Origin of the sequence: Microbacterium aurum (genome assembly GCF_016907815.1) — a bacterium.
Taxonomy (GTDB): Bacteria; Actinomycetota; Actinomycetes; order Actinomycetales; family Microbacteriaceae; genus Microbacterium; species Microbacterium aurum.
Genome location: NZ_JAFBCQ010000001.1, coordinates 1,208,535 through 1,224,000, shown reverse-complemented (window position 1 = coordinate 1,224,000; position 15,466 = coordinate 1,208,535). Strand labels below are relative to the sequence as shown.

Here is a 15,466-nt window from a genome sequence, read left to right as displayed (position 1 = left end):
CTGTCCGTGGCCGCGGCGTGCGGGCTGTGGCGAGTCTACGGCCGATCCGCGCCGACGAGCCGGGCGAAGGCGCTGAGCCTCGCGACGCCGTCCGGCGTGCGGGGCAGGTCGTCGAGCAGTCCGGTTCCGTACACGATGTATGCGGTGTGCTCCGCCCGGGAGACAGCGACGTTGAGGCGGTTCTGCAGCAGCAGGAACTCCAGTCCCCGCGGCGCGTCGCGTCCGCTGGACGCGGCCAGCGACACGATCGCGACCGCCGCCTCCTGCCCCTGGAACTTGTCGACCGTGCCGACCGGCACGGCGCCGAACCCGGCTGCGACGAGCGCCTCCTCGACGAGCACCTGCTGCGCGTTGTACGGGGTCACCACGATGAGGTCGGTGGGGGCGAGCGGGCGTGGCGCCGCATCCTCCCCCGCCGTCCACGACCGCCCGACGAGGTCGCGGACGATCCCGACGACCGCGGCGGCCTCTTCGGCGGACTGGGTCGCGTTGCCGGTGTGACCGAGCGGCACCGGGACGACCCCCGGCGTGACGCCGGCGAGGTGCCGCGCCGAGGTGCTCGGGTGCGCCGCGAGCCGGCCCTCGTACGACAGCTCCGACACGGGAGCGGCGACTTCGGGCCTCATGCGCCGGGTCTGCGCGAGGAAGTACCCGCGGTCGTCGGCGATGACCGCGGCCCCGTCCATGACCCAGCCGAGCGCGGAGGTGTCGACCGGCTCGGGGTGGGTGCCCTGACTCACCTGCGGCAGCTGCTGCGGGTCGCCCAGCAGCAGCAGCCGCTGCGCGGCCACCGACACGGCGATCGTCGAGGCGAGCGAGAACTGGCCGGCTTCGTCGATGACGAGCAGGTCGAGACTGCCGCGCGGGACCCGCCCGGCATGACTGAGGTCCCACGCCGTCCCGCCGATGACGAACCCCTCCGGATGCTCGTCGGCGAACGCCGCGTAGCCGTCCTTCGCGATGGGGGTGAAGCACTCCGCGCCGGTGGGTGTGCCCTTCGTCGCCTTCGCGACCTGCGCCTTCGGAACGCCGGCGACGACGATGCGGTCGAGCATGTGCTCCACCACGGCGTGCGATTGGGCGACGACCCCGACCCGGTAGCCGCGCTCGGCCACCAGACGCGCGATGACGTGCGATCCCACGTAGGTCTTGCCGGTGCCCGGCGGCCCCTGGACGGCGAGGTAGCTGCGGTCCAGCTCGTGGACGGCACGCACGATGTTCTCGACGTCGTCGGCGCCGCCCCGCGGCAGTACGCCGCTCGCGGTGCGTGGCGACCGCCGCAGCAGCAGATCGGTGGCGGCGTCGTGCGGGAAGGAACCGGACGCCGTCGGCGCGACCTCGATCAGCGTGTCCGCCCACTGGTCGATGGCCGCCTGCTGACTGCCCGCCTGCGGCGGCGCGGGCGGCGTCAGGGCGATGGGCAGATCCTGCCAGGTGAAGCCCTGGATCGAGTTCTCCTCCACGACGACGCCGTCATCGAGCACGTCGACGACGCGGACGGTGCGGGCGGCGTGGATCCACCGCGGACTCGTGTCGATGGGGAACGGCGCCGGCAGCTCGTAGACGACGAACGTCGACGAGTCGGCGGTGAGCTTGGTGCCCGGCGCGAGGTCGCCCCGCAGCTCGACGACACGGCGCTGCACGCGCGCACCCTCGGGGATGTGCCAGTCGGTGAGCACGCGGCAGCGGTCATGGTCGAAGACGACGACGTCGCGGGTGTCCTCCCAGATCGACACCGGCTCCCGCAGGCGCAGGAAATGCGTCGCCCAGAAGGTCTTCGCTTCGCGCGGATAGTAGTCGATCGCGGCGGCCCCCAGCCGGAGCGCGGTGACCGCGCGCTCGTCGAGATCGGTGGCGGATGCCGCGGCGTCCGCGAGGCGAGTGAGCGCCTCCGCCCGGGGCGACGGCTCGTAGGGACGCTCCGCTGCATCGATGTCGGCCGACGGCAGGAGGTTCGCCTCGCGCGCCCGCTCGACGAGCCAGTCGCGCAGGCGTCGGGTCGAGACGCAGTCGTAGCGGTTGTAGTCGGCGAGGTCGTCGAGGATCGTCTGCGCCTCGGCATCCTCCCCGGCATCGCTGAGCGCGCGGGACTCGACGTACTTCACGATCGAGTCGTCGCCGCGCTGCACGTCGCTCGTGCGCACCTCGTCGCCCATGTACAGCGGTTCGAGCTTCTTGATGGAGTACGACCGTGATCCCACGCGCAGCGCCCGCCGCACGATCGGGTACAGGTCGACGAACACGCCCTCCCGCAGCAGCGTGTCCACCTCGGCTTCGCGCACGCCGTACCGCGCGGCCATCGCCAGCAGATGCGTCGGCTCGTACGGCGCGTAGTGATAGATGTGCATGCCCGGGTGTTGCCGCCGACGCAGCGCCACGACGTCGAGGAAGTCCTCGAGCGCCTGCTTCTCCTGTGCGAAGTCGTGCGCCCACAGCGCGGAGTACTGCTCGGCGTCGTCCACCCAGCCGAACAGGTAGTCGATGCCCCATTGCGGTGTCCCGCCGGCGGCGGGGGGCTCGGTGTAGAGGGGATCGCCCTCGAAGTCGAAGAACAGGTCGCCATGGTCGGGGCGCGGCAGCGCACCGATCGCCTGCGGGAGCACGACCTCGTACGTCGGCACCGCGTGCCCCTCGTCCGGCGCGGGTTGCACGCCGCCCGCGGGGCTCGTCAGCTGCAGCCGCGCCTGGGTGCGGAGCCCGGTGAAGGTATCCCCCGACATCCGCTCCGGCGCCTCTCGCGCCTCGGCGAGGTCATCGATGGTCCGGATGCCGGCCAGTCGCAGCCGGTCGCGCTGCACCGGCCGCATGCCGGCGACGAGCAGCAGGTCTCGGTGCAGGGTGACCTCGGCGTCGCACGTCGCGCAGCGGCCGCACGCGACGACGCGCAGCGCTCCGCGCTCATCGCCCCACGCGATCGGCGCGCCGCCGGCACCCGCGGCGAGGTCGCGGTCGGCGATGAGGGCGCGGAGCCGCTCACGGCGCAACCGGAACACCGGCATGAGGTCGCGCACCGCGTGGACCGAGGTGCTGCCGTCACCCAGCAGCAGCTCGACGCGGTCGCTGTGCGGCACGCCCAGCCGATCGAGCTGATCGACGTATGCCGCCAGCTGCATGAGCGCCGTGACCCGCGCGTGCCGTGCGAGCTTGGTGTCCTGCACGACCCACGGTCCCGGCGCGCCTGCCGCCGCGTCGCGCACGAGGAAGTCGGCGAAGCCGACGAACTCGTCGGTCGCGAACACCGCCTGGTAGACCACGTCCACGGCGGGATCGGCGAGGACGGCGGTGGTCGCGGCGACCGCCGCGGCGACGGCCTCGGCATCCGACGACCGGGTCTCGGGAAGCTCCACGACGCGACCCTCCCCCGGGAAGGCGGTGCGATACGCCTCGAGCTGGCGCAGCTCGTGCTGCGTGCCGAGACGGCCGGCGCGGGCGAGCGTCGCGTCTTCGGGCTCGACGACCGCCGGCACGCGTCCGAGCTTGGCGTCGATGGCGCGCAGCCACGCGAACTCGCATTCCGCCGCCGCCTTCAGGTCGCTCGCGCTCCAGACGATCCGCGCCGGCCCGGCCGCGCCTGCTTCGATGTATCGCATGTCACCCTTCCGCGATCGACACTAGCCGCGGGCGCCGACACGGTGCCGCGCCGCCCGCACCCTGACGAGCGCGCGTACCTGACAGACTGGAGCCGTGAGCGAGGACCTGCCGTTCGAGAGTCTGTACCGTCACGGTTTCGCGCGCGTCGCGGCGTGCACGATCCCCGTCGCGATCGCCGACCCCGCCCGCAACGCCGACGCCGTCCTGGCCGCTGCTCGCGAGGCTCACCAGGCGGGGGCCGCCGTGGCCCTCTTTCCCGAGCTGTGCCTGACGGGGTACGCGATCGACGACCTCGTGATGCAGGATGCCGTGCTCGACGCCGTCCTCGCCGCGCTCGCGGACCTCGCCGCGGCATCCGCCGACCTCCGCCCCCTCCTCGTCGTGGGCGCGCCGCTGCGCCTGGGTGCCCGGCTGTACAACTGCGCCGTCGTGATCCACCGCGGGCGCGTGCTCGGGGTCGCCCCGAAGAGCTACCTGCCGACCTACCGCGAGTTCTACGAGGCCCGCTGGTACGCCGCCGGGGCCGAGGCGCCCGACTCCGTGACGCTCGCCGGTGAGGAGGTGCCGGTCGGCACCGACCTGCTGTTCGAGGCGACCGACGTCGCCGGGCTCGTCGTGCACGCCGAGGTGTGCGAGGACATGTGGGTGCCGGTGCCGCCGTCGTCGCGGGCGGCGCTGGCCGGAGCGACGGTGCTCCTGAACCTCTCCGGCAGCCCGATCACGGTCGCCCGCGCAGATGACCGCCACCTGCTCGCGAAGTCGCAGTCCTTCCGCTGCCTCGCCGCCTACGCGTACGCGGCCGCCGGGCAGGGCGAGTCGACGAACGACGTGTCGTGGGACGGCCAGACCATGATCTACGAGGCCGGGAACCTCCTCGCCGAGACCGAGCGCTTCCCCGACGGGCCGCGCACGGCGTACGCCGACGTCGACCTCGACCGGCTCCGCCAGGAGCGTCTGCGTCAGGGCACGTTCGACGACAACCGCGTGCAGAGCTGGCCGAACGGCCGCCGCATCGCGTTCGAGGTGCAGCCGCCGGCGTCTGACCTCGGCCTGCGGCGCCCGCTCGACCGGTTCCCGTTCGTCCCCGACGACGCCGCCCGGCTCGATCAGGACTGCTACGAGGCGTTCAACATCCAGGTGTCGGGCCTCGAGCAGCGCATGCGCGCGATCGGGTCGCCGAAGCCGGTCATCGGCGTCAGCGGCGGCCTCGACTCGACGCACGCCCTCCTCGTGGTCGCGCGCGCGATGGACCGGATGGGCCGTCCGCGCAGCGACATCCTCGCGTACACGATGCCCGGCTTCGCGACGAGCGACCACACGCGCTCCAACGCGATCGCGCTCGCCGAGGCGATCGGCGCGTCGATCGAGACGATCGACATCCGCCCGATGGCGACCGAGATCCTGAAGGGCATCGGGCATCCTTTCGCCGGCGGCGAGCCGGTGTACGACGTGACCTTCGAGAACGTGCAGGCGGGTGCGCGCACCGACTTCCTGTTCCGCCTCGCGAACCAGAACGGCGGCTTCGTCGTCGGGACCTCCGACCTCTCCGAGCTCGCCCTCGGCTGGGCGACGTACGGCGTCGGCGACCAGATGAGCCACTACGCCGTCAACGCGGGCGTTCCGAAGACGCTCATCCAGCACCTCATCCGATGGGTCATCGCGCACTCCGCGTCCGATGAGTCGGGCACCGACCTGACGGATGCCGCGAAGACGGTGCTGCAGTCGGTGCTCGACACCGAGATCAGCCCCGAGCTCGTGCCGGCGGGGCAAGACGGCAAGGTGCAGTCGACCGAGGACACCATCGGCCCCTATGCGCTGCACGATTTCGCGCTGTTCCACGTGCCGCGCTTCGGGTTCCGCCCGTCGAAGATCGTGTTCCTCGCGGAGCACGCGTGGCGGGATGCGGATGCCGGCGCCTGGCCGCCCGGGTTCCCGGCATCCGACCGCTACGCGTACGACCGTGAGGAGATCGTGCGCTGGCTGCGGGTGTTCCTCACGCGCTTCTTCGGCTTCGCGCAGTTCAAGCGCACCGCGATCCCGAACGGGCCGAAGGTGCTGCCGGCGGGCTCGCTGTCCCCGCGCGGCGACTGGCGCGCCCCCAGCGACGGCAACGCCGCGGTGTGGCTCGCCGAGCTCGACGCGGCGCTGCCGGATCTCGCCGGCTGACGGGCCGGATCAGGCGGCGGGCAGCGCCCCCACCGCGATCGTGATGACCCAGCTGTCGCGCGACGCGTCGACGAGGGTGTACTTCATGTTGCGATCGGGAATCCAGCCGCGGTGGCGTCCGGCATCCAGCCGGACGTGCTCGGGCGCGACGCGCACGCCCCGGCCGTCGGCTTCGAGCACGGCCTGCACCCGCACCCAGTGCTGCAGCAGGTCGGGGATGTTGCTCTCGTCGAACAGGCGGGAGTGCTTCTGCATCTGCCGGATGTCGGCGGGCTCGGGTGTCATGTCGCGGATGTCGATGCCCAGCGGCAGACCCGGGTCGCAGATGGCGACGACCGTGGCGGCGCGGTAGCTGGCCGTCACGATCGCGATCGGCAGTTCCTCGCCGTCCTTGGAGGCGATGAGGCGCGTGTGATACCCGAAGCCGCGGGGCGCTTCGCGTTCGATCCGCACGTCTGTGACCTCGCAGTGCAGGCGCGCCGCGATGAGCTCCTTCGCGATGATCCGGCGGCGGTCGTGCACCGTCGTGCCCGGGTCCCATCCCAGGCGGGCGTCGACGCCGGCCGGAGTGTCGAGCAGAACCGTCTGCAGTGTCATGTCGCTCCTTCACCGTCTCGGCGGCACCGGGGATGCCGTTGCCCCACATCTTGTCCCAGATCGCGCTGACGCGGGCGCAGGAGCGACGTGTCAAACCTTCGTCCCCGCATCCTCGGTAGTCTCGATGTACCGCCCGAGCATCCGCTGCGGGCGACGCCGGGGCACGATCGATGCCCCCGACAGACGAGAGATGGCCATGTCGACCACCCCGCCCATCGACCCCACCGACCGCCCGACCCCCGCGGACGACCAGCCCACCGAGGCGTACCCGCCCGCGGATCAGCAGCCCACCGAGGCGTACCCGCCCGCGCCGCCCGCACCGCAAGCGCCGTACGGACAGGCCCCGCAAGCGCCGTACGGACAGGCGCCGCAGGCGCCCTACGGGCAGGCGCCGGGGTACGCGCCCGCTCCGGCCGACCCCGACACGCGGAGCAAGGGCATCGCGTGGACCGCCCTCAGCCTCGCCATCGTCGGCATCGTGCTCAGCCTCATCGGACTCATCCCCGTCGCATGGGTGGGCCTGATCGCCGTGATCATCGGCGGCCTCGTCCTGCTCGCCGCGTTCGTCTTCGCGATCGTGGGCCTGGCGGGCAAGCGCAACGGCGGCAAACCCCTCAGCATCACGGCTCTGGTGCTGTCGGTCGTCGGCGCGACCATCGGCGCGTTCGCCCTGATCTGGGCCATCGTCGTCACGGGACTGACGGCTGCGGGAACGAGCCTCGACTCGGGCTCGACGGGCGTCGTGCCGGCGCCGACCCCGACCGCCGAGATCTCCGGCGGCGCGGAGGGCGGTGCGGAGGGCGACGGTGCCACCGACGACGCCGCGACGGCGGACGAGGCGGCGTTCATCGCAGAGGTCCGACCGAAGGTCAACGACGTCATGGCGCAGATCGACCCGACCGCCACGCCGGAGGTCGTCGCGCAGGCGCTTCCCGATGAGACTCTCGTCATGATCGGGCAGGCGCTGCTGGTCAGCGGCGAGGCCGGCATCGACCAGATCGTCGATCAGACCTTCACCGGCAGCGGCGCGTCCGACGAGGACATCGAGAAGCTGCGCTCGCTGTACCAGGAGATCCTCGCCTCCGCGCAGGCGCACCTGCAGTAGCGGCGGGCTGGGGCGCCGGCCCGGACACGCGGGCGGGCCGGACTACCGGCGCACCGCGGCATCCTGTCGGATGACGCTCGGGCCCTCCGGCGTCGCTTCGACGAGGACCTGGGCCGGCACCTGCTCCTTCATCGCCTCGACGTGGCTGATCACCCCGACGGTGCGGCCGCCGGCGCGCAGCTCGTCGAGCGTGCGCATCGCCAGTTCGAGCGTCTCGGGGTCGAGTGAGCCGAAACCCTCATCGACGAAGAGGGTGTCGAGGCGGATGCCGCCGGCGCGCGCGGTCACCACTTCACCGAGACCGAGGGCCAGCGCGAGCGACGCGAGGAAGGTCTCGCCTCCCGACAGCGACTGCGGCGGCCGCAGTCGGCCGGTGTGCGCGTCGAGCACGTCGATGCCGAGCCCGGACGCACGGCCCCGCGCCGCGCGCGCGTCGGAGTGGTGCAGGGTGTAGCGCCCCGACGACATCTCCGCGAGGCGGATGTTGGCGGCGGCCACGATCTCCTCGAGCTCCGCGGCGAGCACGAACGTCTCCAGGTCCATCTTCATCGTGTTCGGCGCCCGGCCGGCCACCGTGTCGGCCAGTCGTGTGACGATCGCGGCGGCCTCGGCGGCCTCGGCGACGTCGGCGTAGGCGGCATCGGTCTGCGCGAGCAGTCCGCGCAGCCGCGCGGCGGTGCCCACCGCATCGCGGTGTGCGGCAATGGCGGCGGAGCGGCCTGCGTCGGCATCGGCGAGGGCCGTGGCGGATGCCGCGAGCTGCGCCTCATCGACGTCATCGCCGGCAGTGTCGAGCTCGAGCTCGAGCAGGCGCTGCTTCGCGGCGATGAGGGCGGCGCGGTGTTCGGCGATCGTCGCGTCGAGGGTCGCGAGCGCCGACTCCTCCAGGAGTGCCGCGACAGCGTCGTCGGCCGACGTGAACGGCGACGCGGCGATCAGCGCCTGCAGATCGGCGCGGGCGGCATCGCGAGAACGGGTCCGTTCCGCGAGGGCGGCGTCGGCGTCGACGAGCGCGCGGGCGGCGTCGCGCTGCACCGTGGTCGCGGCCAAACGAGCGGCGACGGAGTCGTACCCGCCGCGCGCCTCGGCGACCATCGCCTCCAGTCGGGCGACATCGGCCGCGACGGCGGCGCGCTGCTCCCCTGCGCGCAGGGCGCGCTCGGCGAGCGCGGCCCGCTCGGTCTCCGCGGCAGCCGTCAGCTCGTCCAGCTCGGCGCGTCGGTCGCGCAGCGCCGCGGCGGCCGCGGCCGCCTCCTCGGCGGCTCGCAGCTGCGCCTCCGCCGCCGCCACCGCGGCCGCTGCCGCGTCGGGCGCGATGCCTCCGGAACGCTCTCGGACGGCGGCGTGACGCTGTCGCGCCTCGTGAGCGACGCCGGCGGCCTGCTTCTCGGCGGCGGCCGCGATATCGCGGGCCCGTTCGGCCTCGGCGAGGTCGTCGTCGGTGACCGGGTCTCCGGCGCGGCGCGCGGGTCGCGGATGCTCGGTGGACCCGCAGACGGCGCACGGCTCCCCCGCGACCAGTCCGGCGGCGAGCTCACCGGCGTAGCCGGCGAGGCGCTGCCGCAGGAGCTCCCCGACCCGGGCGCCGGCTGCCCCCGCCACTGCGACCGCGTCGGCGTACGCCGATTCCGCGGCGGCGACCTCGGTCGCCAGTGTCGCCGCCTCGCGGGCGGCGTCGCGCACGTCGACGGCCCCGGCCAGGGTGGCGCGGACATCCGCGACGCGGCTCGCGGCGTGATCGGCTGCGGCCAGCTGTTCATCGATCGCCGCGCGCTCGTCGGGGATCAGCGCGAGCTGTTGATCGATCGCGGTCAGCAGTTCGCCGACGGCGCTCCGCTCGCGCTCCAGGTCGCGGACCGCCGCCGCCGCGCGCCCCAGGTCCGCTTCGTGCGCGAGGGCGGCCTCCCAGCGGGCGAGCTCGCCCGTCAGCGCATCGAGGGTGGCGCGCACGTCTCCCCCGGGGTCACCGCCGGCGTCGCGCCAGGCGGCAGCCGCCGACGCGGCCGCAGCGACCGCGTCGGCGTGCGCGCGCTCGGCGCGCTCCGCCGTCTCCAGCGGCGTACGCAGCGTCGCCGCGGCGCGTGCGCGCTCGAGGCGTGCCCGGTCGGCGGCGATCAGGGGCTCGCGCTCCTGCAGCTCGGTCAGGCGGGCGCGCGCAGCGGCGCGGTCGCGCCCGCGCTGGGCGCGGTGCACGAGCTCAGCATGCGCGGCGGCCGCGGCGGCGTGGGCGGCATCGGCCCGGTCTTGCGCGGTGGCGGCCTGTTCGACGCGGTACTCGGCCCGCTGCAGGGAGTGATCGGCGGCGGCGCGGCGATCCGCGAGGTCCACCGGACGCTCCTCGCCGTCGGCGCGGCCGTCCGCGAGCCCGCCCTCGTCGATGAGGCGCTCCGCTTCGCCGAGCAGGGTCCGCGCGCGGGCGTCGACCGCCGACAGCTCACGCTGCGCGTCGCGCCGTCGCTGCTCGAGGTCGTCGCGGTACTGCTCGAAGCGCTTCGTGCCGAACAGCGTCCGCAAGAGCGTCTGCCGCTCCTCGCCGGGCGCCAGCAGGAAACGCGAGAACTTGTTCTGCGCCAGCAGGATCACCTGCTGGAACTGCTGCGCATTCACCCCCAGCACGTCGCCGAGCACCTCGCCGACCGTGCGGGGCTTCGCCGCCCGCCCGACCCAGGTGCCGTCGACGAGCTCCTCGAGCTCCGCGCGCGCGATCTCGGTCGTCACTCCCCCGCCGCGCTTGGCCGGTCGGTCGTACTCCGGAGCGCGCGTCACCCGCCAGCGGGTCTGGCGGACCGTGAACTCCAGCCGCACCTCGGTCGGGTCGGTGAGGAAGCTGTGGTCGCTGCGCAACCGCTTCTCCCCGCCCTCGTACCGGGGGACGGTGCCGTACAGCGCGAAGCTCACGCCGTCGAGGATGCTGGACTTGCCCGCTCCGGTGCGCCCCGAGATGAGGAACAGCCCGTCATCGTCGAACGCGTCGAAGTCGACGACCTGCGTCTGCCGGAAGGGGCCGAACCCGGTCAGCTCGAGCCGGTGCAGCTTCACGCCAGTGCCTCCGCGCGCACCCGTTCGTCGAGCACGTCGCGCAGCAGCTCACGCTCGGCGTCGGTGGTCCCCTGGCCGTCGCGGACATGGCTGAGGAACGCGTCGACGAGTTCCGCGTCGCTGCGCGCCGCGCGCACGCGCTGGGCGTAGCTGCGAACGTCGCCGGCGGCGAGGACCTCCGGCGCGTGGACGACCTTGGCGCAGTGCGGAAACCTCTCCTGCAGGCGGCGCAGGGGGTCGCGAGCGGGCAGAGCGTCGGTGTACTCGACGCACACCCACGCGTCCTCGGCGTCGGCGTGGGCGGCGCCCGTCAGCAGGTCCTCGAAGGGCCCGCGCAGCGTCACGAGGCGGCGGGGCACCGGCAGGGCGAGCCAGGTCGCGTCGGCGACCCCCTCGGCATCCAGGTCGATCAGCCACGAGCCGCGCGGCTTGTCGCCCTCGCCGAAGCTGTAGTGCAGCGGCGCGCCGGCGTACCGCACCCGCGGGGCGAGCTGCTGCCGGCCGTGGATGTGCCCGAGCGCGACGTAGTCCACGCCCTCGAACACCGACAGCGGCACGACGTCGAGGCCGCCCTGCTGGATGTCGCGTTCCAGGTGCGGCGTCGGCTCGACCCCGGCCGCGAAGCAGTGCGCGATCGCCACGGAGCGCCCGCCGCGGACGGCGAGGTCGCCGCGCACGATGTCCATCGCCCGTCCCAGCACCTCGGCCTGGGACCGGACGCCCGGCCACTGCGCGCGCAGCAGCGCCGGTTCGAGGAACGGGATGCCGTAGAACTGCACCGGTCCGAACGCGTCGCTGACCGTGACGGGATCGCCGATGCGGGACGGATCGGTGAGGACGTGGATGCCGTCGCGGAGCAGTCCTGCCTGAAACCCCAGCCGCGCCGCGGAGTCGTGGTTGCCGCTCGTGACGATGACCTGCGCACCGGTGTCGGCGAGGGCGCGCAGGGTGTCGCTGAGGAGTGTGTAGCAGGCCGCCGCGGGGGTGGCGGAGTCGAACACGTCGCCCGCGACGACGACGACGTCGACCTCGTTCTCGCGGACCTGCGCCGTCAGGGTCTCGAGCACACCGCGCAGCGCATCGAGCGTGGCGTGACCGTGGAAGGTCCGCCCGATGTGCCAGTCGGAGGTGTGCAGGATGCGCATGCTCCCACGCTAAATCGGACCCCCGACATCGCCCGGCAGACCCGCGGCGGACGGCGTGAGACCGGCCAGCTCAGCTCCGCTGCGCGCGCCGCCGGGCGCCGAGGTCGATGACGCCGATCAGCAGCGCCAGGGCGACGAAGATGCCGACGGCCACCATGCCGTACGCGTACGCGTCGTGGTAGACCTCGAGCCCGTGGTGGTCGGCGTCGCTCTCGCGGTAGATCGTGGAGTAGAACAGCGACAGGCCGACCGCCGTCCCGACGGCGGTGCCGATCCGCTGGCCGAGCTGACCCACCGATCCCGCGAGACCGCCCGAGCGTGTGGGGATGTCGGCGAGGGTCAGGGTCTGATTCGGCGCGACGACGAGGCCCGCCCCGGCACCGGCGATCGCCATGACACCCGCCATCGCGTACGCCACGGCATCCGCCGGCACGGTGTACGCGACGATCGCGAGCGCGACGATGCTGACGAGCACGATGACGAGACCGCCGACGACGAGGGGACGCCCGAGGCGCCCCACGAGGTTGCCGCCGATCCACGCCGATCCGGCGCTGACGACGGCGAAGCCGATCGAGACCATGCCCGCGTACACCGGCTCGAGGCCCACGCCCGCCTGCAGGAACAGCGTCGTCAGCAGGAACATCGCCGGAATCGCGGTGAAGTAGGTCGTCACGACGAGCGTGCCGTTGCGGAACGACGAGATGGAGAACAGCCGGAAGGGCACGAGCGGGGACCGGCCGGATGCCGCGTACCGCCGTTCCCACCACGTGAACGCCGTCGCGGACACGACGAAGAGCACGAGGGTCCACCAGCGGCGCGGATCGTCGTCGGGCGAGCCCGTCGTGAACAGGAACGGCCACATCAGGGTGATGATCGTGAGCGCGAGGAGCGTCAGGCCGACGGGGTCGAGCTGAAGCTTCCCGGGGGTGGGACGCCGGGTGCGCGGCAGCAGCCCCACGACGCCGGCGATGACGATGAGGCACAGCGGCACGTTCATCCAGAAGATCCAGCGCCAGCCGTCCTGAGCGCCGCCGACGGCGATCATGAGCCCGCCGAGAGTGGGGCCGATCGCCGTCGCGATGCCGATCGTCGCACCGAACAGGCCGAAAGCCTGGCCGCGCTCCTTGCCGACGAAGATCTGCTGGATCGTCCCCAGGACCTGCGGCATCTGGATGCCGGCGGCGAGCCCCTGCACGAGGCGACCCGCGATGAGGATCTCGACCGTCGGCGCGAGGGCGCACACGACGCTCATCGCGAGGAAGAGGGTGAGCCCGACGAGGAACAGCGTCTTGCGGGAGCGCTGATCGCCGAGGCGCCCGAACGGGACGAGCGCGAGACCGAACATGAGGACGTAGCCCGACACGACGATCTGCAGCTGCGTGGAGCCGGCGCCGAACGCCGACTCGATGGAGGGCAGGGCGACATTGACCTTGCTGAGGTCGAGGATCGTGAGGGCTGCGACGGAGACGCACACCCAGAACGCGCGCCAGCGCTGGGCGTGATCGAGCGGAATGCTGGCGGTCTGCGGCGAGCTCATCGGCTCCAGGCTATGCCCGTCGGCACCGCGATGCGTCCGCCCCGCGGCGACTCATGAGGCCGCGCGCTCCGCTCGCTTGGCCGCCTCGAAGGCGCGCAGCGCCTCGTACCGGTCGGCGGAGCGCTCGCGCGCTTTCGCCGCCTCCTCGTCGCGGTTCTTCGGCGCGGCACATGCCCTCACCGTACGCTCAGCGTGCGACGCCGACCAGGCTTTAGCCTCGATCCATGCCCACCGACGACAGCCCCCTCCAGGCCGCCGCCGACACGGCATCCGACGTCGTCGAGCAGGCGACGGATGCCGTGGACCGCGCGATCGACGAGATCACCGGCGTGCCCTCCGACGACGGCCGCATCGAGGAGTTCTCCCACGACGGCGCGACGCTCATCGCCGAGGAGCGCGGCGACCGCGCCGCGACACGCACCTTCGTCCTGGTGCACGGCATCGGGATGGGGCGCAAAGTGTTCGCCGACCTGGTGCAGCACCTCGATGGCGACGCGCTCGTCGTCGCGGTGGACCTGCCCGGCTACGGCGATGCGCCGGAGCCGGAGCGCACGCCGGCGATGGAACGCCTCGCCGACCTCGTCGCGGCGTACGTCCGCCACCTCGGCCGTGGTCCCGTGATCCTCCTCGGCCATTCGATGGGGACGCAGGTCGTCACCGAGGTCGCCGTCCGCCACCCCGATGCCGTCGAGCGGATCGTGCTCGTCGCCCCCACCGTCGACCGGCATCATCGCCACCCGCTGACGCAGCTGTGGCGGCTCGGGCGGGACCTGCTCGGTGAGAGCGTCAAGGTGCTGCTGCTCGGCGGCCGGGAGTACCTGCGCGCGGGGCCGCACCTGCGTAGTAAGATGCACGCGATGCTCGTGCACCGGCCGGAAGACGCCTACCCGCGCATCGCCGTTCCGACGCTCGTCGTGCGGGGCGAACTCGACGTCGTCGTGCCGCAGCCGTGGTTCGACGAGGTCGTCGCGGCCATCCCCGATGCCACCTCGTTCGTCGTCGAGGGGCACCACCACGAGACCCTCATCCGCACCGCCGAGCCCACCGTCGCCGAGCTCCGCCGCTGGCTGGACGGGTGACGGCGCCGGACGACTCGGTCGCTCAGGATTCGGACTGGGCGTCGGTCTGCAGGTCCGGGTCCATACCCGCCTGGATCTCGGCGCTCTCGACGAACTGATCCGGCACGGTGACGGCGCCGGCGCCGGATGCCGCGGCATCCGCCTGCGCATCCTCCGGCGTATAGCGGATGCCGCCCTCGACGGCCGATTCCGAGGAACCGTCCGTCTCCTCCGCGTCGGTGGTCTCCGCGTCGGTGGTCTCCGCGTCGGCGGCGTCGCCGCTCTCCCAGCCGCCGGACGGCTCGGCGTTCACGACGCCCTCGGGAAGGTCGTTGCCCATGATGCGCTCCTCACTGTCGTGGACCCACTCTCGTGGGTCGATCGCGGGGCGCGCAGGGGGTTGACCCGACCGCGGGACGCGGGTAGCCCGCGCGGTCTCAGCCGGCGCGACGCTGTGCGAGAAGCCCGGCGTGCTCGGGATGCGCGGCGAACCAGTCGGCGACGTACCAGCAGACGGGGCTGACGACGCGGTCGCCGCGCGCCGCGACATCCTCCACCGCCCGCGCCACCAGCTCGCCCGCGTACCCGTGCCCGCGGAAGGTGGGGATCGTGTACGCCCGCGTCATCGCGAGGGTCTGCCCGTCGTCGCGGTAGTCGAGCACGCTCACGAGGTCATCGCCGCGGTGAAGCGTGTAGCGCGACTGGTCCTTCTCATCCGTGAACCTGAAAGCGGTCATTCCTCCACGGTACGCCCGGTCGGGCCCGTCGGGTCCGTGTGACCGGTGCGCGGCAGCGACGCGAGCCACGCGTCGACCTCGCGCTGGCCGCGCCACCACCCGACGCATCACGACCCGGCGGGGATGGTCGATCCACACGATCGCGTCGGCGCCGCCGGGCGTGCCGGGTGAGAGCAGATCCCCCAGACGCGGCGCGGGGGCGGGTTCAAGCATCCGTCGATTCTCGCGGGAACGCGCGGGCTGAGCAATCTGTCATATTCCGTCATGCAGGCGCCGCCGCATCCGTGCGGTTTGACACATCGCGACGCGGTTCGTCATAATCAGGCGCATGACTGACATCGCACGCACTCTGTCCGCCCGGGAGGCGAACGGAACTGCCGGCATCATGATGCCGCGCGTTGTCATGTGTTGCCGAATGTGTCGCTGACACGGTAAACCCCGCCGGGTGCACCCGCCGCTGCCGACCTGAGTCTTCAGGAACGCGCCGTCGC

General features: G+C 72.8%; 11 protein-coding genes. 3 read left to right on the top strand and 8 right to left on the bottom strand.

Annotated features, from left to right (window positions below):
- Positions 1–35 precede the first annotated feature (35 nt).
- Positions 36–3,590: a TM0106 family RecB-like putative nuclease gene (locus tag JOD60_RS06110; protein WP_076689491.1), complete on the bottom strand. Its 3,555-nt coding sequence runs from the start codon at positions 3,588–3,590 to the stop codon at positions 36–38.
- A gap of 94 nt (positions 3,591–3,684) precedes the next feature.
- Here JOD60_RS06110 and JOD60_RS06105 point away from each other — a divergent pair, with 94 nt between their 5' ends.
- Complete coding sequence (locus JOD60_RS06105) at positions 3,685–5,757, top strand: NAD(+) synthase (RefSeq protein WP_076689489.1); 2,073 nt, start codon at positions 3,685–3,687, stop codon at positions 5,755–5,757.
- Between the two features lie 9 nt (positions 5,758–5,766).
- On the opposite strand, the gene JOD60_RS06100 is transcribed toward JOD60_RS06105, so the two are convergent.
- Positions 5,767–6,354, bottom strand: a complete 588-nt coding sequence (locus JOD60_RS06100) for a hypothetical protein (protein ID WP_076689487.1) — start codon at positions 6,352–6,354, stop codon at positions 5,767–5,769.
- A gap of 196 nt (positions 6,355–6,550) precedes the next feature.
- Between JOD60_RS06100 and JOD60_RS06095 the strand changes: the two genes are divergently transcribed.
- The gene (locus tag JOD60_RS06095; protein ID WP_076689485.1) at positions 6,551–7,459 is read left to right on the top strand and encodes a hypothetical protein; all 909 of its coding nucleotides are present in this window, start codon (positions 6,551–6,553) and stop codon (positions 7,457–7,459) included.
- A gap of 42 nt (positions 7,460–7,501) precedes the next feature.
- Here JOD60_RS06095 and JOD60_RS06090 read toward each other — a convergent pair whose 3' ends face one another.
- The 4 genes from JOD60_RS06090 to JOD60_RS17025 all read right to left on the bottom strand — a co-directional run bounded on the left by JOD60_RS06090 (position 7,502) and on the right by JOD60_RS17025 (position 13,360).
- Positions 7,502–10,498 (bottom strand): AAA family ATPase, encoded by a 2,997-nt coding sequence (locus JOD60_RS06090; protein WP_076689483.1) that lies wholly within the window; start codon positions 10,496–10,498, stop codon positions 7,502–7,504.
- Positions 10,495–11,643 carry an exonuclease SbcCD subunit D gene (locus JOD60_RS06085; RefSeq protein ID WP_076689481.1) on the bottom strand — a complete coding sequence of 383 codons (1,149 nt, stop codon included), beginning with the start codon at positions 11,641–11,643 and terminating at the stop codon, positions 10,495–10,497. Before JOD60_RS06085 ends, JOD60_RS06090 begins: the two co-directional genes overlap by 4 nt.
- A gap of 70 nt (positions 11,644–11,713) precedes the next feature.
- Complete coding sequence (locus tag JOD60_RS06080) at positions 11,714–13,180, bottom strand: MFS transporter (RefSeq protein ID WP_076689479.1); 1,467 nt, start codon at positions 13,178–13,180, stop codon at positions 11,714–11,716.
- Positions 13,181–13,231: 51 nt separating this feature from the next.
- A complete protein-coding gene (locus JOD60_RS17025) occupies positions 13,232–13,360 on the bottom strand; it encodes a hypothetical protein (protein WP_269746953.1) in 129 nt (42 codons plus the stop codon).
- 44 nt (positions 13,361–13,404) lie between these two features.
- On the opposite strand from JOD60_RS17025, the gene JOD60_RS06075 reads away from it, so the two are divergent.
- A complete protein-coding gene (locus JOD60_RS06075) occupies positions 13,405–14,259 on the top strand; it encodes an alpha/beta fold hydrolase (protein ID WP_076689477.1) in 855 nt (284 codons plus the stop codon).
- Positions 14,260–14,281: 22 nt separating this feature from the next.
- Here JOD60_RS06075 and JOD60_RS06070 read toward each other — a convergent pair whose 3' ends face one another.
- Positions 14,282–14,578, bottom strand: coding sequence for a hypothetical protein (locus JOD60_RS06070; RefSeq protein WP_076689475.1), 297 nt, complete (start codon positions 14,576–14,578; stop codon positions 14,282–14,284).
- Between the two features lie 97 nt (positions 14,579–14,675).
- Entirely contained in the window at positions 14,676–14,975 is a 300-nt protein-coding gene (locus JOD60_RS06065) for a GNAT family N-acetyltransferase (RefSeq protein WP_076692081.1), read from the bottom strand.
- Positions 14,976–15,466 lie beyond the last annotated feature (491 nt).